This is a genomic window from Aquamicrobium aerolatum DSM 21857 (assembly GCF_900113935.1).
In the GTDB taxonomy this organism is placed as follows: Bacteria; Pseudomonadota; Alphaproteobacteria; order Rhizobiales; family Rhizobiaceae; genus Aerobium; species Aerobium aerolatum.
In genome coordinates this window covers 15484-39482 of the sequence record NZ_FORF01000023.1, presented here as the reverse complement: position 1 = coordinate 39482, position 23999 = coordinate 15484, and the positions used below count along the sequence as shown (strand labels likewise).

The 23999-nt window shown below is 57.9% G+C and carries 23 protein-coding genes and 1 tRNA gene; 14 read left to right on the top strand and 10 right to left on the bottom strand.

Features of this window, described 5'->3' with window-relative positions:
- On the bottom strand, positions 1 to 278 hold a 278-nt coding region (locus BMZ42_RS15645), incomplete at its 3' end, for a transposase (protein WP_139207960.1).
- 215 nt (positions 279 to 493) lie between these two features.
- Here BMZ42_RS15645 and BMZ42_RS15640 point away from each other — a divergent pair.
- Positions 494 to 2683, top strand: coding sequence for a GumC family protein (locus BMZ42_RS15640; RefSeq protein WP_091524335.1), 2190 nt, complete (start codon positions 494 to 496; stop codon positions 2681 to 2683).
- Positions 2684 to 2812: 129 nt separating this feature from the next.
- Here the strand turns inward: BMZ42_RS15640 and BMZ42_RS15635 are convergent, their stop codons facing one another.
- Entirely contained in the window at positions 2813 to 4012 is a 1200-nt protein-coding gene (locus BMZ42_RS15635) for a GNAT family N-acetyltransferase (RefSeq protein ID WP_091524332.1), read from the bottom strand.
- A gap of 94 nt (positions 4013 to 4106) precedes the next feature.
- On the opposite strand from BMZ42_RS15635, the gene BMZ42_RS15630 reads away from it, so the two are divergent.
- Complete coding sequence (locus tag BMZ42_RS15630) at positions 4107 to 5156, top strand: polysaccharide deacetylase family protein (protein ID WP_091524330.1); 1050 nt, start codon at positions 4107 to 4109, stop codon at positions 5154 to 5156.
- A gap of 22 nt (positions 5157 to 5178) precedes the next feature.
- On the opposite strand, the gene BMZ42_RS15625 is transcribed toward BMZ42_RS15630, so the two are convergent.
- Entirely contained in the window at positions 5179 to 5391 is a 213-nt protein-coding gene (locus BMZ42_RS15625) for a DUF2842 domain-containing protein (protein ID WP_091524328.1), read from the bottom strand.
- Positions 5392 to 5640: 249 nt separating this feature from the next.
- On the opposite strand from BMZ42_RS15625, the gene BMZ42_RS15620 reads away from it, so the two are divergent.
- Positions 5641 to 6738, top strand: a complete 1098-nt coding sequence (locus tag BMZ42_RS15620; protein ID WP_091524326.1) for a COX15/CtaA family protein — start codon at positions 5641 to 5643, stop codon at positions 6736 to 6738.
- 152 nt (positions 6739 to 6890) lie between these two features.
- Here the strand turns inward: BMZ42_RS15620 and argC are convergent, their stop codons facing one another.
- From argC to BMZ42_RS15605, 3 genes are all read right to left on the bottom strand, one after another.
- On the bottom strand, positions 6891 to 7823 hold the full coding sequence (argC, locus tag BMZ42_RS15615; RefSeq protein WP_091524323.1) for an N-acetyl-gamma-glutamyl-phosphate reductase: 933 nt from the start codon (positions 7821 to 7823) through the stop codon (positions 6891 to 6893).
- Positions 7824 to 7905: 82 nt separating this feature from the next.
- Positions 7906 to 8862, bottom strand: a complete 957-nt coding sequence (gene speB / locus BMZ42_RS15610) for an agmatinase (RefSeq protein ID WP_091524320.1) — start codon at positions 8860 to 8862, stop codon at positions 7906 to 7908.
- A gap of 228 nt (positions 8863 to 9090) precedes the next feature.
- Positions 9091 to 9175: transfer RNA gene (locus tag BMZ42_RS15605), tRNA-Leu, on the bottom strand.
- 176 nt (positions 9176 to 9351) lie between these two features.
- Here BMZ42_RS15605 and lipB point away from each other — a divergent pair.
- Positions 9352 to 10068 carry a lipoyl(octanoyl) transferase LipB gene (lipB, locus tag BMZ42_RS15600; protein ID WP_091524318.1) on the top strand — a complete coding sequence of 239 codons (717 nt, stop codon included), beginning with the start codon at positions 9352 to 9354 and terminating at the stop codon, positions 10066 to 10068.
- Between the two features lie 331 nt (positions 10069 to 10399).
- Here lipB and rpsI read toward each other — a convergent pair whose 3' ends face one another.
- The 3 genes from rpsI to BMZ42_RS15585 all read right to left on the bottom strand — a co-directional run bounded on the left by rpsI (position 10400) and on the right by BMZ42_RS15585 (position 12011).
- A complete protein-coding gene (gene rpsI, locus BMZ42_RS15595) occupies positions 10400 to 10873 on the bottom strand; it encodes a 30S ribosomal protein S9 (RefSeq protein WP_091524315.1) in 474 nt (157 codons plus the stop codon).
- On the bottom strand, positions 10873 to 11337 hold the full coding sequence (rplM, locus tag BMZ42_RS15590; RefSeq protein WP_091524313.1) for a 50S ribosomal protein L13: 465 nt from the start codon (positions 11335 to 11337) through the stop codon (positions 10873 to 10875). Before rplM ends, rpsI begins: the two co-directional genes overlap by 1 nt.
- 236 nt (positions 11338 to 11573) lie before the next feature.
- On the bottom strand, positions 11574 to 12011 hold the full coding sequence (locus BMZ42_RS15585; RefSeq protein WP_420492480.1) for a PaaI family thioesterase: 438 nt from the start codon (positions 12009 to 12011) through the stop codon (positions 11574 to 11576).
- A gap of 137 nt (positions 12012 to 12148) precedes the next feature.
- Here BMZ42_RS15585 and BMZ42_RS15580 point away from each other — a divergent pair, with 137 nt between their 5' ends.
- From BMZ42_RS15580 to BMZ42_RS15555, 6 genes are all read left to right on the top strand, one after another.
- Positions 12149 to 12973, top strand: a complete 825-nt coding sequence (locus tag BMZ42_RS15580) for an enoyl-CoA hydratase (protein ID WP_091524342.1) — start codon at positions 12149 to 12151, stop codon at positions 12971 to 12973.
- Positions 12973 to 13401 (top strand): VOC family protein, encoded by a 429-nt coding sequence (locus BMZ42_RS15575; protein ID WP_091524308.1) that lies wholly within the window; start codon positions 12973 to 12975, stop codon positions 13399 to 13401. The genes BMZ42_RS15580 and BMZ42_RS15575 overlap by 1 nt, the downstream gene beginning before the upstream one ends.
- Positions 13398 to 13919: a CoA-binding protein gene (locus BMZ42_RS15570; RefSeq protein WP_091524306.1), complete on the top strand. Its 522-nt coding sequence runs from the start codon at positions 13398 to 13400 to the stop codon at positions 13917 to 13919. Before BMZ42_RS15575 ends, BMZ42_RS15570 begins: the two co-directional genes overlap by 4 nt.
- A gap of 166 nt (positions 13920 to 14085) precedes the next feature.
- The gene (locus BMZ42_RS15565) at positions 14086 to 15369 is read left to right on the top strand and encodes an O-acetylhomoserine aminocarboxypropyltransferase (RefSeq protein ID WP_091524303.1); all 1284 of its coding nucleotides are present in this window, start codon (positions 14086 to 14088) and stop codon (positions 15367 to 15369) included.
- Between the two features lie 4 nt (positions 15370 to 15373).
- Positions 15374 to 15724 (top strand): cupin domain-containing protein, encoded by a 351-nt coding sequence (locus tag BMZ42_RS15560; RefSeq protein ID WP_091524301.1) that lies wholly within the window; start codon positions 15374 to 15376, stop codon positions 15722 to 15724.
- A 295-nt stretch (positions 15725 to 16019) separates the two neighbouring features.
- Positions 16020 to 16985 (top strand): ABC transporter substrate-binding protein, encoded by a 966-nt coding sequence (locus BMZ42_RS15555; RefSeq protein ID WP_091524299.1) that lies wholly within the window; start codon positions 16020 to 16022, stop codon positions 16983 to 16985.
- 59 nt (positions 16986 to 17044) lie between these two features.
- Here BMZ42_RS15555 and BMZ42_RS15550 read toward each other — a convergent pair whose 3' ends face one another.
- Entirely contained in the window at positions 17045 to 18292 is a 1248-nt protein-coding gene (locus BMZ42_RS15550) for a cytochrome P450 (RefSeq protein ID WP_091524296.1), read from the bottom strand.
- 265 nt (positions 18293 to 18557) lie between these two features.
- Here BMZ42_RS15550 and BMZ42_RS15545 point away from each other — a divergent pair, with 265 nt between their 5' ends.
- The 4 genes from BMZ42_RS15545 (at position 18558) to BMZ42_RS15530 (ending at position 23907) form a co-directional block, all read left to right on the top strand.
- The gene (locus BMZ42_RS15545; protein WP_091524293.1) at positions 18558 to 19190 is read left to right on the top strand and encodes an ATP-dependent Clp protease proteolytic subunit; all 633 of its coding nucleotides are present in this window, start codon (positions 18558 to 18560) and stop codon (positions 19188 to 19190) included.
- 301 nt (positions 19191 to 19491) lie between these two features.
- On the top strand, positions 19492 to 20766 hold the full coding sequence (gene clpX / locus BMZ42_RS15540) for an ATP-dependent Clp protease ATP-binding subunit ClpX (RefSeq protein WP_091524291.1): 1275 nt from the start codon (positions 19492 to 19494) through the stop codon (positions 20764 to 20766).
- Between the two features lie 269 nt (positions 20767 to 21035).
- Positions 21036 to 23444: an endopeptidase La gene (gene lon / locus BMZ42_RS15535; protein WP_091524287.1), complete on the top strand. Its 2409-nt coding sequence runs from the start codon at positions 21036 to 21038 to the stop codon at positions 23442 to 23444.
- Between the two features lie 190 nt (positions 23445 to 23634).
- Complete coding sequence (locus tag BMZ42_RS15530; RefSeq protein WP_091524285.1) at positions 23635 to 23907, top strand: HU family DNA-binding protein; 273 nt, start codon at positions 23635 to 23637, stop codon at positions 23905 to 23907.
- Positions 23908 to 23999 lie beyond the last annotated feature (92 nt).

The window sequence follows — 23999 nt, the reverse complement described above, 5'->3', positions numbered from 1 at the left end:
ATCATGATGGTCTTGTGCTCTGCAGCTTCAGGCACAGCCAGGCCTTCCATCATCTGGATAAAGATGCCTTTGTCGCCCCAGCGTTTCCAGCGGTTATAAAGCGTCTTCGCCGGGCCATATTCCTTCGGCGCATCGCACCACCTGAGCCCGTTGCGGTTGACGAAGATGATGCCGCTCAGAACGCGTCGATCATCAACGCGCTGGCGACCATGGCTCTTGGGAAAATAGGGCCGAAGACGAGCCATTTGCTCGTCCGTCAGCCAAAACAAATTGCTCATCAGTCAGGCTCCTATACGCCCGTCTGAATCACACCCATTCCTCTAAATCAATGGGTCCTGAGCCTAGGGTTAACGGCTGGTAAAGCAATGGCGCGTGACGCGAGTCATTGCGATGTTAACGCACGTTAGGAAAGAAGAACGGGAGGTTACCGGTCATTTAACCAGGTGGTTACCATGATGATTTACCCTGATACCTGTGTATGGGGTAAAGGTTTATGTCAGGCGCACGTTCGGTCGTAAACGATATCGATATTGACCTAGGCCAGCTTTTCGGAGCGTTGTGGCGTAGCTGGGTGCGCATCATCTGCTTTGCGCTGATCGTGACTGTCGGTGCGTTTCTGATCGCGACGCTGGCGACACCGCAATATCGTGCCGAAACGCGTATCTTGATTGAAGCGCGTGAATCGCCTTTTACGCGGCCCACCAATGCTGTTGCTGATAGCGATAGACCCCTGCTTGATGAGGAAGCCATCACGAGTCAGGTGGAAGTGATCAGTTCGGCGGATATCCTTCGCGATGTCGCGCGGCAGCTGAACCTTTCGGAGCGTGCGGAATTCTCGGGTTCCTCCAAGTCCATTCTCGCCAAGTTAATGGTGATGACAGGGCTGCGGCGCGACCCATCGCAGGCGTCGCTCGATGAGCGCGTGCTGAAAGAGATGCGTGAGCGGCTTACCGTGTTTCGGGTTGAGCGCTCGCGGGTGATTGTGGTGCGATTTGCATCAGAAGATCCTGAACTTGCAGCGGAAGTTCCCAACAGGATCGCAGCCGCATATCTCAAGGTTCAGGAGGACGCGAAACTGGCCTCCAACGTTGGCGCGGCGCAATGGCTGGAGCCGGAGATTGCCGATCTGAGCCAACGTGTGCGGGAGGCAGAGGAAAAGGTTGCTGCCTATCGCGCGCAGGCTGATCTGTTTATGGGGCAGGGGACGGCAGGTCTGGCGACGCAGCAGCTCTCGGAGCTTGCGACAGAGCTTAGCCGCGTGCGCGTCGCGCGCTCGGCAGCAGAATCGAGAGCTTCTGCCGTACGCGATGCGTTGCGCTCCGGCGCACAGGTCGAGGCGATGCCGGAAGTTCTGAATGCACCTCTGGTTGAGCGGCTTCGTGAGCGGCATGCGCAATTGTCGGCCGAACTGGCGGACTTGTCGACTTCGCTGCTGGGTAGCCACCCACGCATTCGCGCGCTCAACGCACAGATCTCCGAGACGAATCAGCAACTGCGTGGAGAGATGCAGAAGGTCCTGCGCAGTCTTGAAAGCGAAGCCGGCGCGGCGCAGGCTCAGGAGCAACAACTGCTCGTCAACGTCAACACGCTGAAAGCCGAGACTGCGCGGGCGGAAGGTGATGAGGTTGAACTGCGCGCGCTCGAGCGCGAGGCAGCGGCACAGCGTGCTTTGCTTGAAGCTTATCTCACCCGACATCGTGAGGCAGCGGCGCGGTCAGACCGGACCTATTTGCCTGCCGATGCGCGGGTGTTTGCGCGTGCAAGCGCACCCTTTGAACCATATTTTCCCAAGGTCTTGCCGATAACTGTTGCCGCGTTCATCGGATCGCTCCTTTTGGCTGTCATTGGGATACTCTTGGCGGAGCTGTTCAGTGGCCGGGCGATGCGTCCAACCCACGGCAGTCCCTTGACGCCAGTTCGGCAGGTGCCGATGCCACCAGTGCCGTCGCGCGATCCGGAGCCGACCGGATCGTCCTATGCGCCGACCGGCGCGAGTGCTGCGCACTATGCAGAAGCCGCGCCGGCCGATACCCCCTCTGATCCAGAGCAGGCACCGGTTCTCCCTGCTGCGGCTGCCACAGAGCAGCCGATTCAGATGAGTATCGAGATGGTCGCGTCACATCTTGTCTCGAGCGGCACAATCAGGGCGATTTTCGTATCGCCGGAGGGCGACGAGGCCGGAGCATCCTCCGTGATGGTCGCGCGCGAGATTGCAGATGTCGGGCTGCGGGTGGTTTTACTGGACCTGACGTGGGGTGGTGCGCCGTCGACGGCCATGCTGCAAAGCGCAGCCTATGCAGGGATCACGGATCTGTTGGCGTCGGAAGCCCAATTTGCCGATGTCATTCACGGCGATCTTTATTCAGACTGTCATGTCATACCGGTGGGCACCGCAGACCGGAACCGTGCGATGAAGGCCGCAGATCGCTTGCCGATCATCATGGCGTCACTCGCGACTGCCTATGACATTGTGGTGGTTGAATGCGGCCCGGCAGCAGCTGAAGGTATCGCTCGCGTTGATGGGGAAGCCTGTACCGTCGTCCTCAGTCTCATCGAGCCGGACAATGCCGCCGTTCTTCAGGCCGTCATCGATCTTGAGCGATACGGCTATGCCGACCTTATCCGCGTGACACCCAAGGGCTATCTGACGCCACCGAAGCCAAGAGGGCGCTCGGCAGCCTAAAGCATGTCTGCCGAAAACGGGTATCTGTTTCGGACTGAAGACGTGCATGACTCGAAGCGATGAAGGCGCGTCAGGCGACTCTGTACGATCGCGATGCGCGTCAGATGCCTTGTAGGTGCGCGAATAACCTCAGCTGGTGTATCCGCTGACTTTCTTGCGAAGAGTCTTCAGCAGCGTCCAGAAGCGCGTGTTCGATTTAACCGCACTTATGCCGCGAGTGCGCGCGAGACGACCTGCATAGGCGAGCCTGCCTTTCACAGTGAGGGGGAGCAGCAGATCAAATGGCTGCGTTTGGACATCGCACCAGGTCCGCTTGTAATCATCATCTCCTACGGAGAAGTCGTAGATGGCCTTGCCTTGCTCGCACGCCTTTTCCATCGCCACAAAATCAAGATAAAAGCCTGGGCTCAGACTGGGTTCGCTATCGTCGATGGCGCAAAACTCGCACACGAAACTGTTTTGGGTGATGCTGTAGCCGTTGACGCCAACGATCCTGCCGCCGACTTCAAGTCCATGGAGCACGAACGGCGCAGGCTTTTGTTGCAGAGCCTGCGTGAAAAGCGTTTGGAAAAAAGACTGCACTTCCATTGGGCTGAAAGGATCTGGGATTCCATTTTGCCGGAAGCGCAGTGCTTTCATCTCAAAAAAACTGGAGAGCAGCGTTTCGACGTCGGCGGCGCTGGAAGCTTCCAGCCATCGGTGACCTCCAGCTTCCGAGAATTTGTTGAGCGTATAGCGGAGTTTCTTGCGCTTACGTTTGCCGTTCATGCGTGCAAGCATTGCGTCCATGCCTCCCGACATATCGGTTGCGAGGGCAATGTTCGCGCTCTGGACAGTCGCAAGCTGAGCAAATGGATTGGGCATGCCCAAGAGATCAGGAAGCTGGCGCTCGAGGCAGATCAAATCGATATCGGGGCGGGCCTGCGCGACAACCTCTCGCAACGCCGTCAGTACAGAAGCGGTGACGAAATTCTGCCCTGACGGATCGGTGGCGACAAAATTGCCGTTTGCATGGGCTCCGCCCATGAAACGGGCGACACGAAACGGTCCGCTCTTGATCACCTCCATTGCGACCATCAGCTTGGTTCGCCCTTCATGCCGGATAGTGGCGATCAGCGCGTCTGCGTTTGTGGCCGTGATCCAGGCGTGCAGCCAGAGCGGATGCTGGGCTTGTCCATGTAATGCGGTGCTGCAGAAAATCTCGTAGTCTGCCAGCGCAGCAGTGTCCGCCGGACAGACAATTGCGATCGAAACGTCAGCAGATTTGAGGCCGCTGACGCTGGATCCTGACCCGCGCGTATTTCGCGCAACTGCGCCAGTGTCAACCATCCCGCAATCCTTCGTGCCTAGTGTGCTCGTCGGAGGGCAAGCTTATCGCTGCCATCTCAAGGCTGGAAACAGCCTACTTTGCAAAGGTGAATCAATGATCGACGCGCGAATGATGGCGAGAAAGTTGATGCTTGGTGGTGCTTACTGGTCGGGCGCCGCCGCATTGGGACGGCCTATTCTTGCTCGTGCCGGCGCGATTTTGATGTTTCACCGTATCACCGATCAGATCTGCTCTCCGTTGGGCGTCAACGACCATCTGTCTGTTACACCGGGATTTCTTGATGCTTTGCTCGATGATCTGCGAGGGCAGGGACATATATTCGTTTCAATGGATGAATTGCTGGATGCGTTGGCAAAGGGCCGCAGTCGCAATCTGATTGCGATTACTGCTGACGACGGGTGGCGTGACAATCTCACTGAAGCCTTACCCATATTTGAAGCTTATGACGCGCCGTTCTGCATCTATATTGCGTCGGGACTGACTTCCGGGACCGTTGCGCCATGGTGGGAGGTGCTGGAGGAGTTTGTCGCGTCGCGTGATCGGATCTCTGTACCGATTGCTGATGGACGGATTGAGCTCGACTGTCCCGACCTTTCCTCCAAGCGCCGGGCTGCAGACCGGCTGATGAATCATCTGCTCGGACAGGTGGCGGAGGCCGACCAACAGGCTTGGTTGCGCAGTATCGGCGCGGTTTCGCCCGACAGCTACGATCCTGCGACCAGATTCATGACCTGGGAAGAGGTTCGTCTACTACAAGAGCATCGCTTGTGTACGATTGGTGCTCACACGGTCCATCACTACAATTTGCGTAGGCTCGGGATCGAGGATGCTGCGCACGAGATCAGCGGCGGAACTGACGTGATCGAAATGCAGCTAGGACAAAGACCGCGACACCTTGCGTTTCCCTATGGTTCGCACCGGGCGGCGGGCGTCCGCGAGGCTACGCTGGCTCGCGAGGCAGGCTTCGCATCTGCTGTGACCACGCGGCATGGCGTCCTTCATCCTGCCCACGCCAGACACGTTCATGCGCTGCCACGCGTATCGGTCAATGGCTATTATCAGCGGCTACCCTATGTCCGGGCTTTGATGTCAGGACTGATAACACCGCTGGCAAATGGCGGAAAGCGCCTTGTGACTGTCTGACCAGTCGCGTCGCGATGAAAAGTCAGGACTCTTCCTGCGGCCTTACCATCCACTTCACGATGAACATCGCCGGTATGACCCAGACGAAACCGCTGAAAAAGAAATACGCCAGATGCGCAACTGGTCCTGATTCCGATAGCTGAGCTACTGCCACGATGGTGGCCACCAGCGCGTAGGTGATAACGAGGATGACCAGCAGGATTGTACCGATCAGAGATCTGAGACGCAGTTTCATGGTGTTTTCCTTTAGCGCTCCAGATAGACCTATCATGTCTGGAGTGCAAACCGTCTGATCAGAAGGCGCGACGGCGTGTCGCGTAAACCCGACTTGCCTTGTCGAAGGCAATGTTTCACCACACGAACATCGACTTCCGGTCGGCTTGATGGAGCATTCTGACATGCACGTTCACCGGCCATCTGCATAGTCCGTATCGGCATGGGGCATGATCTATGCATGATGCGGCGTCCAGCAAGGGGCGCTTAGATGGTTACACCTGCATTTTCGGCCGATCTGTCTCGGCAGGCAACTGGGCGCGAGCAACGTAACCGCCAGTTGGTACGCTGGTGGCTCTATGTCGTACTGATTGTTTTGTTCGCCCTGTTTCTTGTCGGAGGGGCGACCCGGCTGACCGGGTCGGGGTTGTCGATTACCGAATGGAAGCCGATCCACGGTGTCATCCCGCCATTGAACGAGGCGGAATGGCTGGAGGAGTTCGACAAGTATCGGCAGATTCCGCAATATGAGGAAGTTAACCGAGGGATGAGCCTTGGCGAGTTCAAGGTGATTTTCTGGTGGGAATGGGCGCACCGCATCCTGGCGCGGGGCGTGGGGTTTGTCGTCGCGCTGCCACTCGCGTTCTTCTGGCTCAGTGGTCGTCTGGAAAGCCGTCTGAAACCGAAATTGCTCGGGCTGCTGGCGCTGGGAGGTTTTCAGGGCTTCATCGGCTGGTGGATGGTTTCGTCCGGCTTGTCGGAGCGGGCATGGGTCAGCCAGTACCGTCTGGCGACACATATGATCATCGCCTGCCTGATTTTCGCGGCGACGATGCTGATTGCCCGTGGACTGGCGCCGCACACTGCCGAACCAGCCCGGCGCGGCACACAGCGCTTTGCAGGCTGGCTGGTGGTTCTCGTGCTGTTCCAGATTTATCTCGGAGCACTTGTAGCAGGGCTGCATGCCGGAATGTCGTTCAACACCTGGCCGCTGATGGATGGTCGCATCTGGCCGGATCAGTTGCTGTCGATGCAGCCATTCTGGCTCAATTTCTTCGAAAACCCGAAGACCGTGCAGTTCCTGCACCGGCTGGGAGCCTATGTGGTTTTTGCTGCTGCCTTCTGGCACATGATCGCGACCATGAGGACAGAGCCCAACAGCACCCATGCGCGCCGGGCCGTATTATTGTTCGTGCTGGTAACCATCCAGGCAGCCATTGGCATCGTGACGCTGCTGACCGTCGTGCACCTTCATCCGGCGCTGCTTCACCACGGCGTTGCAATCGTCTTGCTTGGCTTCGTTGCCGCGCATTGGCGAGGCACCCGCGGAGCCTATCCCGCCGACACAGCAATCATCGCTGCGAGTTAAAGCGCGCGGGGATCTCCCAGATGCGCTCCCGACGCTTTAGCTCCTTGTTTTTACGCATGTCTCCCGAAATCGACACCACCTTTCGGGAGACATGCTTTAAAGAAAAAAGGCACGGGTGACCGTGCCTTTTTCTTGTCGCGAAGAAGAGTGGTTTACGCGCCGAGCATCAGATCCATGTTTTGCACAGCGGCACCAGATGCGCCCTTGCCGAGATTGTCGAGTTGCGCAACCAGGTTCACCTGACCATTTCCTTCCGTTCCGAAGACATACAGCCGCATCCGATTGGTGTCGTTGAGCTCTGTAGGATCGACACGTGCTCGTGTGCTGCTGTCGGCCAGCGGCATGACCTCGACCACGTCCTGGCCCGCATAGTGCGCGGCCAGTGCGGCATGAATCTTGGTGAGTGACGGTGCCCCTTCGAGCAGGTCCAGATGCAGGGGCACCTGAACAATCATGCCCTGTGCGAACCGGCCTACGCTGGGCGCAAAGATCGGCGCCCGATCGAGCAGCCCATGCTGTTTCATTTCCGGAACATGTTTGTGGGTCAATGTGAGCCCGTAAAGGAAGTGAGGCGCAGCGATATGATCGGCTGCCGCTTCATTTTCCATTTGCGCAATGAGCTGCTTGCCGCCTCCGGTGTAACCGGACACTGCGTTGACCGAGATCGGATAGTCCGCTGGCAGCAAGCCTGCCAGGCGCAGCGGTCGAAGAAGGGCAATCGCACCCGTAGGATAGCACCCCGGATTGGAAACCCGGTGTGCGCCCGCGATAAGCCCGCGCTGAGACGGCTCCAGCTCCGCAAAGCCATAAATCCAGGTGGGGTCGGTACGATGGGCCGTGGACGTGTCAATCACGCGTGTGGTGGGATTGCCCTCCAGCATGGCGACAGCTTCGCGCGAGGCGTCGTCCGGCAGGCAGAGGATGGCAATGTCCGCGGAACCGAGCATCTCTTCGCGCAAGTTGGCGTTGCGGCGTTCGGCTTCCGGAATCGAGATCACCTCAATGTCCTGACGACCGGCCAGACGTTGGCGAATCTGCAGGCCGGTGGTGCCGTGTTCGCCATCTATGAAGATTTTCGGTTTCATGTTTCTGCGTCCAAACTGCGTATATTCTCAAGTGGTTACGTAAGGCGGCGGAATCAATGTTCCAACCGCTTGATTCTCTGTGTCAGGCCGACAGCCTGCGTTTCTTCTCCGCCAGCAGCCCGAGATAGTACATGGCTACCGTGGCGCCCGCGATCGCGGTGACGTCGGCATGATCATAGGCTGGTGCGACCTCGACCACATCTGCACCAACGACGTTCAGCCCACCAAGTTTGCGCAGCACCGACAGCATCTTGGCGCTGGACGGGCCGCCTGCCACTGGCGTGCCTGTCCCCGGAGCATAGGCTGGATCGAGACAGTCGATATCGAATGTGAGGTATGTCTTGTGCCCGCCGGTCCGTTGCTCGATTGCCGCTGCGATCTCGTCGGGGTGCATTTCTTCGACTTCATGACCATAGATGATCTTCAGTCCGAAATCGTCGGGCGCATGGGTCCGGATTCCGATCTGGATGGACCGTTCGGGATCGATGATTCCTGCGCGCACGGCGCGGGCCACGAACGAGCCGTGGTCGATACGTTTGTCATCGTCGAACCATGTATCCTGATGGGCGTCGAACTGGACCAGCGCCAGCGGACCGTGCTTTGCTGCATGCGCCTTCAGGATGGGCCACGTGACGAAGTGGTCGCCACCCAGTGACAGCAGGAAATCGGTCTGTGCAAGCAGGTGCGTGGCTTCGCGTTCGATCGTCGCGGGTGTTTCCTGATGATTTCCGTAGTCGAGCAGGCAGTCGCCATAATCGACAATCGCCATGCTCTCGAACAGGTCGATGCCAAACGGATATTGTGGATCGACGTCGAATATTGCGGAAGCGCGGCGGATGGCTTGTGGACCGAAGCGCGCTCCGGGGCGGTTCGAAACCGCAGCATCGAACGGAATCCCCCATACGACGGCATCTGTATTCGCAACGTCCTTGGAGAAACGGCGTCTCAGGAAGGACAATGCGCCGGCGTAGGTCGGTTCAGCTTCGCTCCCGATATTCCGGCGAGCGGTGAAGGCGCGGTCAATGGCATCTGATGGCATACTGCCTCGCAAGGATCCTGACATAAGGGTTCACAGGGTGGTCGCACGAAAGGCATAGGCAAACAAGATGCCGGACGCGGGGACAGAAAACACGCTGCTGAAAAATGTCTGGAGAGATGCGGCAAGGCAAAACTTCAATCGCATCCAAGCGATCACAAAGCTGGCAGTTGTTTGTTTGAGAAGATGCCGATGAGCGGCGGTCCCGAGATCATTCTACCGGGAGAGTGATGGTGCGGTCGAGAAGACTCGAACTTCCACGGGTTGCCCCACAGCGACCTCAACGCTGCGCGTCTACCAATTCCGCCACGACCGCACTGTCACGAAGGAGCCGGTTTTGCGCCGGCGAATGGGCATGTAGCAAATCGATATGCGGGGCACAAGAGCGGTTTGCGCGGTTTTCGCAATATTCCAAAAAAGGTTTGAAAATCCGCTAGCTGGACCTTTTGCGCCCAAGCCTCCATATGTGCGTAAACACCGGAAAAAGCCGCCATGACAGACCGAAAACAGCTTCCCCCGACCTTTTTGCCGACCAGTGCAAATCCACCGGTCGAATGGCGTATCGAGCCGGGCTTCGTCGATTACGCAACAGCCCTGTCGGTGATGGAAGAGCGGGCGGCTGCGATTCGCAACGACGGGGCACGTGAGCTGGTGTGGCTGGTGGAGCACCCTCCGCTCTACACTGCTGGGTCGAGCGCCGATTCGAAGGACCTGATCGAGCCGGAGCGCTTTCCTGTTTACGATGCAGGGCGCGGCGGTGAGTATACCTATCATGGCCCGGGCCAACGTGTGGCCTACCTGATGCTCGATCTGAAGCGCCGCAAGGAAGATGTGCGCGCCTTCGTAGCCGCACTGGAAACCTGGATCATATCTTCACTGGCGCACTTCAATGTCACAGGCGAGCGCCGCGAGGATCGCGTCGGCGTGTGGGTGACGCGCCCAGACAAGCCACGCCTGCCGGATGGGAGCCCGGCGGAAGACAAGATTGCCGCTATCGGCATTCGCCTTCGGCGCTGGGTGAGCCTCCACGGCATCTCGGTGAACGTCGAGCCAGATCTGTCGCATTTTGGTGGCATCGTGCCATGCGGGATCTCGGGATACGGTGTCACCAGTCTGGTGGACCTGGGGCTGCCCGTCACGATGACGGACTACGACATCGCATTGAAGGCAGCTTTCGAGGAAGTATTTGGGCCAGCGGCGCCGCTCTAAAGCGCACCAATCAGCATGGCGACGGCGACAAGGAACGTGCTCATGGAAACGAGCGAAGCGACATCTTGAAGAAACTCAGACATATCGGACCTCTCTTTTCGATATGTTCCTATTATGTTCTTCTTTTGTTCGTGAGTCAACCGACAGGTAGACAATTCCTTCGGCCGTCCGTCCTAATTCCGAATCGTTGTCGCTGAGGCGTGGCTGGTGAGCGCTTGAAGCGTGCGGTCTGCTTGCAGTTTTCCCGGAGTGAGGACAAAGAAAAAGGCGGGCCCGAAGGTCCGCCTTTTCTGTGTCCTGCTTGCTGGAAGTCCAGCAGGCTTCCAAGCGTTTAGCGCTTGGAGAACTGGAACGAACGACGAGCCTTGGCCCGACCGTACTTCTTGCGCTCAACCGTACGGCTGTCGCGGGTCAGGAAGCCACCCTTCTTGAGGACGGCGCGCAGGGCCGGCTCGTAGTAGGTGAGGGCCTTGGAGATGCCGTGACGCACTGCGCCAGCTTGGCCGGACAGACCGCCACCAGCAACGGTTGCGATGACGTCGTACTGACCTGCGCGGTTCGAAGCGACGATCGGCTGCTGCAGGATCATCTGGAGAACCGGACGCGCGAAGTACTGATCGTACTCCTTGTCGTTGATGATGATCTTGCCGGTGCCTGGCTTGATCCAGACGCGTGCAATCGCGTCCTTGCGCTTGCCGGTTGCATAAGCGCGGCCATACTTGTCCAGCTTCTGCACGTGAACCGGTGCAGCTGGCTCGGACGAAGTCGCCTGGCCGAGTTCTGCGAGGGAGGAAAGATCAGCCATTATGCGGCCCTCTTGTTCTTGGTGTTGAGCGCTGCAACGTCGAGAACCTCGGGCTGCTGTGCCTCATGCGGGTGCTCTGCTCCGGCGTAGACGCGCAGGTTCTTCATCTGGCGACGGCCGAGCGGGCCGCGCGGGATCATGCGCTCGATGGCCTTCTCAACGACGCGCTCCGGGAAGCGGCCTTCGAGGATCTGGCGAGCGGTGCGCTCCTTGATGCCGCCTGGGTGGCCGGTGTGCCAGTAGTACATCTTGTCGGTGTACTTCTTGCCGGTCAGTGCGACCTTGTCGGCGTTGATGATGATGACGTTGTCGCCATCGTCAACGTGGGGCGTGAAGGTTGCTTTGTGCTTGCCGCGCAGACGGTTGGCGACGAGAGAAGCGAGGCGACCGAGAACGACGTCTTCAGCGTCGATCAGCACCCACTTCTTCACCACGTCCGCAGGCTTCTGCGAAAAGGTTGCCATGGTACTAGCTTTCTCTTGGACCCGGTGAGCCGAGGCGCAGCCGAGCGTTTCTTGTTGCTTTGTTGAGAGCAGGCTTGGCCTGCTTTCATAGAATGCAGTCCCGAAAAAGGGATGTCACATTCGAAGAGGCTTATAGACAGGCGCTCGAATAGCGTCAAGCGCAGTCAGATGTGGTGCTTGTGTAAAAACAAAGCAAAAACAATGCCCTAGATGTGTGGTATTATTTTACCATATCATTATCGCTTTGGCGGAATTGAGTAGGTGCCGGTTGCGTGCGCCACAACGTGATTGTCAGCACCGGCAGTCATGGTGATGTCATACACCATCAAGCTGCGTCCGAGCTTCAGGATCTTGCAATGTCCGGTGACTGGGCCGGCTTCGGCCTTGCGCATGAAATTGATATTCAGATTGGTCGTCACCGACAGCGCGTCGGGGCCAGCGTGAGACAGGACGCAGACATAGCCGCCGATATCGGCAAGCGTAAACAGGGATGGGCCGGACACCGTGCCGCCGGGGCGCAGATGACGTTCATTGGCATTGAGACGCACTGTCGCGCCGCCGGGAAAAACGTCGAGAGTCTCGTAGTCGGAGAAGTCATCGTTGAGCTGGGGGTAAACCTTTTTCAGGAAATCGTTGATTTCGTCGGCGGTCATCACCGGCGTCAGTTCGCTCATCGACATGCTCCTCCAGGTTCCGTTTGCGTAAACGTCAATAGGGACTTTGGCCATTTCGAAGCTTTCCTTCAACCCTGCACATGCTAGTTTTCAGGGGAGTGGAAAGATCTGCGCAGGCGCAGGACATGGAGATTGCAATGACGGACACCCTCGCGACGAAGCAGGGCAAGGCTGAAGGCGCATATGTGGCGCAGGCGTTCAAGGATGGCGTGCTGCGTTTGACGCTGACCAACCCGCCGGCGAATGCGCTTTCTCTGGCAACGATCGCGGAGCTTCAGCACGGACTTGACGCTGCATATCGGGATCGCGAGGTTCGCGTCGTCATTATCGCTGCGGAAGGGAAAGTCTTCTGCGCAGGCCACGACATCAAGGAATTGAACGCCCATCGTGCTGACGCGGACCGCGGCCGGGCGTTCTTTGCGCAGACGATGGATGCCTGCGCGCGCCTGATGCAGACGATCGTGGGACTTCCCAAGCCGGTGATCGCGGAGGTTGATGGCATGGCAACTGCTGCGGGATGTCAGCTGGTTGCCAGCTGCGATCTGGCGATTGTCAGTGACCATTCCACTTTCGCGACACCTGGCGTCAATATCGGCTTGTTTTGCTCCACGCCGATGGTGGCATTGTCGCGCAATGTTTCCCGAAAACACGCGATGGAGATGCTTCTGACCGGAGAGGCGATTGACGCCCTGAGGGCGCGCGACTTTGGTCTGATCAATCGCGTGGTGCCCAAGGAATACTTGAATCAGATTGTCTCGAAATACGCGCAAACGATTGTTTCCAAGTCGCCTTTGACACTCAAGATTGGCAAGGAAGCCTTCTACAGGCAGGCTGAAATGGAGCTGGCGGACGCCTATGCCTATACGTCCGGCGTCATGGTCGAAAACATGCTCGCGCGCGACGCAGAAGAGGGCATGGGCGCATTCGTCGAGAAGCGAACACCGGAGTGGAAGGGGGAGTGATGGAGCCACGCGTATCTATCATCACTCTGGGCGTCGAGGATCTCGATCGGGCTGCGCAGTTCTACGAGACGATGGGGCTGAAGCGCGATCAGCGCTTTGTCGAAAACGTTGCGTTCTTCCAGATGGGTGGTCTGATTCTGGCTCTGTGGCCACGCGAAGCGTTGATGGAGGATTCCGGGCAGGCAGCTTTAGGACCGAGGGGAAGTCCCGGCTTGGCGCTCGCTTACAACACGCGCACACCGGCGGAAGTGGAAGCGGTGTTGAAGGTCGCCGAAACCGCTGGAGGCCGTATCCTCAAGCCCGCCCAGAAGGCATTCTGGGGAGGCGTGCAGGGGTATTTTGAGGATACGGAAGGTCATCTCTGGGAGGTAGCATGGAACCCGGATTTTCCAATCGATAAAGAGGGGCGCATCTCGCTACCGGCATGAACCACGACCACTACGACAACTCCTACATTTCGGATATTCTCAGCACGGTGAAAACCGTTGCCATCGTTGGGGCGTCGGCCAATGAGGTTCGGCCTTCTTTTTTTGTTACCAAATATATGATCGACAAGGGTTATTCGGTGTTTCCGATCAATCCTGGCCACGCTGGCAAGGAAATTTGCGGACGGATGACCTATGCGCGCCTGGCGGACGTGCCTGAGCGGATCGATATGGTCGACATTTTCCGGGCGTCTGAATCGGTTCCACCGATTGTTGACGAGGCGCTGGCGCTGGAGCCTTTGCCAAAGGTGATCTGGATGCAATTGGCTGTTGTCAACGAGGATGCTGCGAGAAAGGCCGAGGCTGCAGGCGTGAAAGTCGTCATGAACCGTTGCCCGAAGATCGAATATGCTCGTCTGGCCGGGGAAATCGGCTGGAATGGCGTGAATAGCGGCATGATTTCGTCGAAAAAGCCGGTCATGCGGTCTGGTTTTCAGAGCTTTGGCATCCGGCAGAGATAAAGACGGGATGTCCGGCTGGCGCGATGCGGCGCTGCGATCTCAATACGAGAAATTGCAGGGTATTCTGGAAAGCTGATTCCACTTTCCGCGTGGATGCTCTAATTACCGATACAACTTCTTTTCATCCGGCAATCAGGCGTTATTTCGCTTTCGTATGGAGGACTTCATGTCTCAACGCGCTCCCGGCTTCAACACGCTGGCCATTCATGCTGGCGCTCAGCCGGACCCGGCAACCGGTGCTCGCGCCACGCCGATCTACCAGACGACGGCGTATGTGTTCGATGATCCTGACCACGCGGCTTCGCTGTTTGGCCTGAAGGCATTCGGCAATATCTACACGCGAATCATGAACCCGACGCAGGCGGTTCTGGAAGAGCGCGTGGCCGCACTTGAAGGCGGAACCGCTGCAGTTGCAACGGCTTCCGGCCATGCTGCACAATTGCTGGTGTTCCATTCGCTCATGCGTTCGGGCGATAATTTTGTTGCCGCGAAGAAGCTATATGGTGGCTCGATCAACCAGTTCGGGCATGCGTTCCAGAACTTCGACTGGCAGGTCCGTTGGGCCGATCCTGCCGATGCCGCCTCGTTCGAGGCGCAGATTGATGAGCGAACCAGGGCAATTTTCATTGAAAGTTTGGCAAATCCCGGCGGTACTTTTGTCGATATCGAGGGAATCTCGGCCATTGCGCGCAAACACGGCCTGCCGCTGATCGTCGATAACACGATGGCGAGCCCGTATCTGGTTCGTCCGATCGAGCATGGTGCCGACATCGTCATCCATTCCTTGACCAAGTTCATCGGCGGTCACGGCAATTCGATGGGCGGGATCATCGTAGACGGCGGAACGTTCGACTGGTCGAAGTCGGGCAATTATCCGATGCTCTCCCAGCCACGTCCGGAATATGCCGGCATGGTGCTGCATGAGACATTTGGCAATTTCGCCTTCGCCATCGCCTGCCGTGTTCTTGGCCTGCGTGATTTCGGCCCGTCTATCTCGCCGTTCAACGCATTCTTGATCGCGACTGGCCTTGAGACACTGCCGTTGCGGATGCAGCGCCATTGCGACAACGCGCATGAGGTCGCCAAATGGCTGAAAGATCATCCGAAAGTGGCGTGGATTTCCTATCCGGGGCTCGCAGACGATGCCAACCATGCCCTGCAGCAGAAATATTCGCCAAAGGGTGCGGGTGCGGTGTTCACCTTCGGCCTGAAGGACGGATTTGAGGCGGGCGTCAAGGTCGTCGAGAGCGTTGAACTGTTCTCGCATGTTGCAAATATCGGCGACACCAAGTCCCTCATCATTCACCCGGCATCGACTACGCATCGTCAGCTGTCGGATGAACAAAAAATTGCCGCAGGGGCGGGGCCAGATGTGATCCGTCTTTCGATCGGCATTGAAGACGTCGCGGATATCATCGCTGATCTGGAGCAGGCACTGTCAAAGGTTTGACATCATGTATCTGAGCCGTTTTGCGCGTGTCGCGCTGGCAGGTATCGAAGTGGAAGAGGGGGCTCCGGCCCCCGATCGCCTCATTTCCGGCGATCCCCGGCATCGTAGCTGGAGCATCGAGGAAGCCGAGGGCGGTTTATATGCGGGCATCTGGGAGTCGACGCCGGGGAAATGGCGGATCCAGTATGACGAATGGGAATTCTGCCATATCCTCTCCGGCATCTCGATCATCACGGAAGACGGCGGCGAAGCCCATTCGGTCAAAGCGGGAGACAGCTTTGTCCTCAGACCCGGCTTCAAAGGCGTATGGGAAGTCGTTGAAACGACTCGCAAAGAGTATGTGATCCGACTCTAATTGTCGCAAAAGCAGACCTTCCGCGGCGCGTGGCATTGTGAAATTGCTTTCACGCGTTTTCGGTGCTAGGTGTTGGCCGTCCACAGGGGTGCTCCGCAAGGGGCTGAGACGCACAAGCGAACCCTTAAGCTGATCTGGGTAATTCCAGCGGAGTGAGATGGAATGCGGCACGGGTATCTCCCCACCATAAGTCAAAGCCATGTCTTGCGCTCGCCGATCTATCGTTGGGTGATCGCATCCGTTTCACGATGCGCCCTGATCAGCCTCACCATGCGCTGATTTACAGGATGCACAGATGAACTTTCGACGTTACGCAGCCGCAACGGCTGCCATGCTTGCAGTTGCCACCACGACCGTACGGGCCGAGGAGGTGGTATCGGTCACACTGGACTGGACGCCAAACACAAACTTTGTCGGCATGTATGTGGCAGAAAGCCTTGGTCTTTATGCCGACGCAGGTCTGGATGTTCAGATCGCACCATTCGCATTTGGGCAGTCGCATGGAGATGTCGCGGCATTCGGGGTGCTGGATTTCTACACCGCGAAAGCAAAGGGCCTTGATCATGTCGGTGTCTTTGCGGTCGTCCAGACCGAGACAGGCCGGGTGGCTTACGCGGGCGACGTTACTCGCCCCAGGGATCTGTCAGGACGCAACTATGGCGGCTTCGGCACGACATGGGAAAAAGCCATTCTCGACACGATCATTGCGACCGACGGTGGCGAGCCTACCTACAACTCGGTGACGCTGAACAGTTCCGTCTACGAGGCACTTCGCGCTGGAGAAATCGACTTCACGCTCGAAGTCGTCACATGGCAGGGCGTTGAAAACGAACTCGCAGGGCATGAGATCAAAAGCTTCCGTTACGCCGATTATGGTGTGCCGGATCAGCATACGATCATGCTTGCAGCTTCGACACAGTTCCTGGAGGAACGGCCTCAATCCGCAAAAGCGTTTTTGGAGGCGACCCTGAAAGGCTACGAATATGCGGTAGAAAACCCCGAAAAGGCAGCACAGATATTAATCGATGCGGCACCGGAGCTGGCCGAACAGAAGGAACTGGTGAACGCATCGATGCAGTTGATGGTGCGCGGTCACTACATTGCTCGCGAAGACGGCACTGTCGGGCTGTTCAAGGATGCAGCGATGCTGGAACTGGGGGATTTTCTCTATGACGCCGGTGCGCTTGTCGGCAGCGATGGCGCGCCTCTGAGCGAGAAGCCGGACTTTTCAACCTGGTACAGCAATCAGTTTCTCAAGTAAGTGATTGAGAACGAGTGGGGCGCCGGTTGGCGCCCCACTTCGTTTGCGTCACGAAAAGGTTAGCCCCATTCCACGACTAATTCATCGAGTCCATGAAAGTGGAAGATGTCACGATAGTGGGGGGTCTTCGCCAAGCGCAGGTCGGGCAAGCGCTGAAAGAGGACGGCGAGCGCGGCCTGCATTTCCAGCCTTGCAAGAGGTGCACCAATACAGAAGTGGATGCCGGCACCGAAGGTAACGTTTTTCTGATCTGCGCGGCCGGGCTGGAAAGCAAGCGGGTTCACAAATTCGGATGGATCGGTGTTCGCGGCACCGAGAAGCAGCCCGATCTGCTGACCCGGCCGGAAGGTCATCCCCGGCGCGATTTCCACCTCTTCGTAGACGTGCCGCGTGAACATGTGCAGCGGGGCGTCGAAGCGAAGGCATTCCTCAACCGAGGCTGCTGCCTGCTCCGGCGTTTCGAAGAAACGTCTGGGGTCGCCACCTTGCTGCAGGATAGTCCGTACCGCATTGCCGGTCTGGTGCACCGTCGCCTCGTGCCCGGCATTCAGCAACAGAATTGCGGACGAAACCAATTCATCCTCGGTCAGCTTTTCGCCGTTCTCGCGGGCTGAGATCAGTACACTCAGAAGGTCGTCACCGGGGTTGCTGCGTCGTTCATCGGCATGGAACCGGATGAAGTCGGAAAACGCCTTGGCGGAGGCGTTGGCCTGCTCCTCGTCCTGCCGGGTTGGCTGGTGCATATACATGCGCACCATATCATTCGACCACGCGACCAATTGAGGGCCGGTTTCCGCCGGAACCCCCATCATTTCCGCAATGATTGTCGCAGGTATCGGCGTTGCGAACGCCTCGATCAGGTCGACGCTGCCCTTTGCTTCAAAGCCATCAATCAGACGGTGGGCGAGGGCCTCAGCGCGCGGGCGTAGCTTTTCGACCTGTCGAGCCACGAAGGCTCGATTGACGAGCGTGCGCAGTCTCGTGTGCTCCGGCGGCTCCAGTTCCAGCATCGAGCCGGTTTCAGCCCGGTCGAAATGTTCCAGATGGCTGCGCTCGCCACGGGCCTGAACGCTTGCCATGTATCCGCCGGGGCGCTGGCGGCCAAAACGCCGGTCGCGAAACGTGCGATTGACGTCGTTGTAGGATGCCAGGCACCAGAACCCGTAATCCTCCCAGAAGAAGATGGGGCAATGCGCATGAAAGAATGTGTAGGCCTCATAGGGGTTCTGCACAAATTCAGGCTCATGCGGATCGAGGCGGATTTTCAGCTCATGGCTGTCAAAATGGAGGTAGTGAGGCTTTTTCATACCTCATTCTAGACCGGCTGATGCGCGTTTTGCCAGCCATCGATGCGGCGCTTTCTGAACGGATATTATGAGTGGGGAGCGGTGTTTCGACCGTCTGCTCGATCCGACTGAATATGACGTTGCGGAAGCGTTGTATTGCTGGATGCATTTACTCTGAACGGGCTTGACACTTGCGCAACGCGAATGCGGCATCCTATTTAACAGCAAAATGACACCTGCGATTCTGCCAGCGTCGCGCGCAAAACCCATCTGAAAGGGACCTTTCATGAGAGACCCCATCGAACACTACATGAACCTCGTCCCGATGGTGGTCGAACAGACCAACCGTGGCGAACGCGCTTACGACATCTTTTCGCGTTTGCTGAAGGAGCGCATCATTTTCATCACGGGGCCGATCGAAGACGGCATGGCGTCGCTGGTCTGCGCGCAATTGCTGTTCCTTGAGGCGGAAAACCCCAAGAAAGAAATCCACATGTACATCAACTCGCCGGGCGGCGTGGTGACGTCGGGCCTTGCGATGTACGATACCATGCAGTTCATCAAGCCGCCGGTTTCGACCCTGTGCGTTGGCCAGGCGATGTCGGCAGGCTCGCTGCTCCTGTGCGCCGGTGAAAAAGGCATGCGCTTTGCGACGCCGAACGCCTCCATCATGGTGCACCAGCCATCGGGCGGATATCAGGGGCAGGCAACTGACATCCTCATCCACGCCCAGTGGACCGAGGCGCTCAAGCGTCGCCTCAACGAGATTTACGTCAAGCACACCGGGCAGGACTACGAAGCAATTCACACCGCCCTTGAGCGCGATCGCTTCATGACGACCCATCAGGCGCTCGAATTCGGCCTGATCGATCAGGTGATCTCGTCGCGCGAAGAGTCGGAGAGCACGGAAGCCAAGTAAGGCTGGGCGAGGGTGCGGAGAAAGCAGTGACAGGAGATTTGCGCGTAATGCGTTATTTCGGTCACAATTTCCTGTTCCCTCGGCTTCGACGACGCCCTACGTTAAGCCTCTGTTGAGCATCAGAGGCTTAGCTGCTCGGAAGGGTTTCGCGAAGCGCAGGAGCTGTTTTCGGGGTGTTTTCTTGTCCGAAGCGGCGCCAGCGAGGCATTGGCATTGGCAGAGGCACGGTCCTGCCATAAATTAGTGTCTGACGACCGTGTGGAAAAGCACGGTCAAGACAGGGCCGAAAGGGTTTTAGAGCATGAGCAAGGTCAGCAACGGTGGCGGCGGCGACTCCAAAAATACGCTGTATTGCTCCTTCTGCGGCAAGAGCCAGCATGAGGTGCGCAAACTGATCGCCGGCCCGACCGTGTTCATCTGTGATGAATGCGTCGAACTGTGCATGGACATCATCCGCGAGGAAAACAAATCCTCGATGGTGAAGTCACGCGAAGGCGTGCCAACGCCTCAGGAAATTCTCGGCGTGCTGGACGACTATGTCGTTGGTCAGCCCTTCGCCAAGCGTGTCCTGTCGGTGGCGGTTCACAACCACTACAAGCGTCTCGCGCACGCCTCGAAAAATCAGGACGTCGAGTTGGCGAAGTCCAACATCCTGCTGATCGGCCCGACCGGTTGCGGCAAGACGCTGCTCGCGCAGACGCTCGCCCGTATCATCGACGTGCCGTTCACCATGGCGGATGCGACGACGCTGACAGAGGCCGGCTATGTCGGTGAAGATGTCGAGAACATCATCCTGAAGCTGTTGCAGTCGGCCGACTACAACGTCGAGCGTGCGCAGCGCGGCATCGTCTATATCGACGAAATCGACAAGATTTCGCGCAAGTCGGACAATCCTTCGATCACCCGCGACGTGTCGGGCGAGGGCGTTCAGCAGGCGCTGCTGAAGATCATGGAAGGCACCGTGGCTTCGGTTCCGCCACAGGGTGGCCGCAAGCATCCGCAGCAGGAATTCTTGCAGGTGGATACGGCGAACATCCTGTTCATCTGCGGCGGCGCGTTTGCTGGCCTGGACCGGATCATTTCCGACCGTGGGCGCAAGACCTCGATCGGCTTCAATGCAGCAGTGGCCTCGCCTGAGGATCGTCGCACCGGCGACCTGTTCCGTCAGGTGGAGCCGGAAGATCTGCTGAAGTTCGGTCTGATCCCGGAATTCGTTGGTCGTCTGCCGGTTCTGGCAACGCTGGAAGACCTGGATGAGCCAGCGCTGATCCAGATTCTGACCGAGCCGAAAAATGCCCTGGTCAAGCAGTACCAGCGCCTGTTCGAGATGGAGAATGTCGAGCTGACGTTCCATGAAAGCGCTTTGTCTGCGATCGCCAAGCGCGCGATCGAACGTAAGACCGGCGCGCGTGGCCTGCGCTCGATCATGGAGTCGATCCTGCTCGACACGATGTTCGAATTGCCGGCTCTCGAAGGCGTTCAGGAAGTCGTGATCTCCGACGAAGTGGTCTCCGGCAGTGCCCGTCCGCTTTACATCTATGTCGAGAAGGAAAAGGGCAGCGCAGCCAGCGCGTGAAATTTTCCACATGATGATCGCGGCGGCGCCTTTGGGCGCCGTTTGCGTTTGTGGCATCAGGCATTTGCACTAAACATATGGATAAGCTGCCGGTGGCGTGAAGCCTCTTGATCTTTGTGTCCAGCAGCGCCAACTAAGCATCAACGGGCCGCTCCAAATCCGTGCTGCAGCCCTGAACAAAGTTGTTCACGGTAGGCGGATCGCAAGGCGGTCGCTAATATGAGATTCGTGGCTGGCTATTTGGCGGTCGCGAAATGAAAGGTTGGAAAATGACCAAGTCCCCCGGTTCTTCCGGTGCAGGCGTGTACGCAGTTCTCCCGCTGCGAGACATTGTCGTGTTCCCGCACATGATCGTGCCGCTCTTCGTGGGCCGTGAAAAATCAATCAAGGCTCTGGAAGACGTGATGGGTTCCGACAAGCAGATTTTGCTTGCGACCCAGAAAAATGCTGCCGACGACGATCCTGCGGCCGATGCCATCTACGAGGTTGGCACGCTCGCAAACGTGCTGCAGTTGCTGAAGCTGCCGGACGGCACAGTGAAGGTGTTGGTCGAGGGCACTTCGCGTGCGCGCATTACCACGTTCACAACGCGTGAAGATTTCCACGAGGCCGAAGCGGAAACGCTCGTCGAGCCTGAAGAAGAGGAAGTCGAGGTCGAGGCTCTCGCGCGTTCGGTCGTCGCGGACTTCGAGAACTACGTCAAACTCAACAAGAAGATTTCGCCTGAAGTCGTTGGCGCAGCCAGCCAGATCGAGGATTACTCGAAGCTGGCCGATACCGTCGCCTCGCACCTCGCCATCAAGATCGGCGAGAAGCAGGAGATGCTCGGCACGCTTTCCGTCAAGGAGCGTCTCGAGAAGGCCATGGGCTTCATGGAAGCCGAAATCTCGGTGTTGCAGGTTGAAAAGCGTATCCGCTCGCGCGTCAAGCGCCAGATGGAGAAGACCCAGCGCGAGTACTACCTCAACGAGCAGATGAAGGCGATCCAGAAGGAACTCGGCGAAGGCGAAGACGGCCGCGACGAGGCTTCCGAGATCGAAGAGCGCATCAAGAAGACGAAGCTGTCCAAGGAAGCACGGGAAAAGGCCGATGCGGAGCTGAAGAAGCTGCGCACGATGTCGCCCATGTCCGCGGAAGCGACCGTCATCCGCAACTATCTCGACTGGCTGTTGTCGATACCGTGGCAGAAGCCATCCAAGGTCAAGAAGGATCTGGCATTTTCGGAAGAAGTGCTTGATGCGGATCACTTCGGTCTCGACAAGGTCAAGGAGCGGATCGTTGAATATCTGGCGGTTCAGAGCCGGCAGAAGAAGCTGAAGGGTCCAATTCTGTGCCTCGTCGGACCTCCCGGCGTGGGCAAGACCTCGCTTGCCAAGTCGATCGCCAAGGCAACCGGCCGTGAGTATGTCCGCATGGCGCTTGGCGGCGTTCGTGACGAGGCTGAAATTCGCGGACACCGTCGTACCTATATCGGCTCGATGCCCGGCAAGGTCATCCAGTCGATGAAGAAAGCCAAGAAGTCTAACCCGCTGTTCCTTCTCGATGAGATCGACAAGCTCGGTCAGGACTATCGTGGCGATCCGTCGTCCGCTTTGCTTGAGGTGCTGGATCCTGAGCAGAACTCAACCTTCATGGATCACTATCTGGAGGTCGAATACGACCTGTCGAGCGTGATGTTCGTGACGACCGCCAATACGCTGAATATCCCGGGTCCGCTTATGGATCGCATGGAGATCATCCGTATTGCCGGTTACACGGAAGACGAGAAGGTCGAGATTGCCAAGAAGCACCTGCTTCCGAAGGCGGTTCGAGATCACGCCCTTCAGCCGAAGGAGTTCTCCGTTTCGGACGAGGCACTGCGTGGCGTGATTCAGCTTTACACGCGCGAAGCGGGTGTTCGCAGTCTTGAGCGCGAGTTGATGAAGCTTGCTCGCAAGGCGGTGACTGAGATTTTGCGGACTGGCGTCAAGGAGGTTCACATCACTCCTGCAAATCTGTCGGACTATCTGGGCGTGTCGCGTTATCGCTATGGCCAGATCGACGGCGAGGATCAGGTTGGTGTCGTCACCGGACTGGCGTGGACCGAGGTCGGCGGCGAACTGCTGACGATCGAAGGTGTCATGATGCCCGGCAAGGGCAAGATGACGGTCACGGGCAATCTGCGCGACGTGATGAAGGAATCGATTTCGGCAGCGGCGTCCTATGTCCGCTCGCGCGCAATCGATTTCGGCATCGAGCCGCCACTGTTCGACAAGCGCGACATCCACGTGCACGTGCCGGAAGGCGCGACGCCGAAGGATGGTCCGTCTGCCGGTACGGCGATGGCGACAGCGATCGTTTCGGTCCTGACGGGCATTCCGGTCCGCAAGGATGTGGCCATGACCGGCGAGATCACCCTGCGTGGCCGCGTGCTGCCAATCGGTGGCCTCAAGGAAAAGCTCCTTGCAGCCCTGCGGGGCGGCATCACCAAGGTGCTGATCCCGGAGGAGAACGCCAAGGATCTGGTCGATATTCCAGAGAACGTGAAGAGCGGTCTGGAGATCATCCCAGTCTCGCGCGTCGGCGAAGTGCTCCAACATGCGCTGGTTCGCATGCCTGAGGCGATCGAATGGGTCGAGCCGGCCGAACCCGCCGCCAAGAAGGCGGATGAGGCAGGATCTCTGACTTTGGCCCATTAATCGGGCGGTCAGTCGAAAAATAGCGAAAGGCCGGGTAAAACCCCGGCCTTTTTGCTCTCAAGCCCGCAGAAAACCGGGAAAACCGGGCGTTTTAAGACATTTGCCCTTGGTGCTTTGCGCGTGATTCCATAAAATCCGCCTTCAGCCGGTTGAGTCTCATGCCGGTCTTTCACAGGGAAGGATTTCTTCAATGAACAAGAACGAACTCGTATCCGCCGTGGCGGAGGCAGCGAAGCTGTCCAAGGGTGACGCTCAGTCGGCCGTCGATTCAGTTTTCTCGGTGATCACCGAAGAGCTGAAGAAAGGTGGCGATGTTCGCCTGATCGGTTTTGGCAATTTCACGGTTTCGAAGCGTGAAGCTTCAACGGGCCGCAACCCGCAGACCGGTGCTGAAGTACAGATTCCAGCCCGCAACGTGCCGAAGTTCTCGGCCGGCAAGGGCCTGAAAGACGCTGTGAACTAAGACAGTCGTCAGTCTTCCCAGATGTGTATTGAAGAGCCGGGTTTTAGCCCGGCTTTTCTTTTGTCGGTATTTTGAGCGCGGAAGCGAGCGGC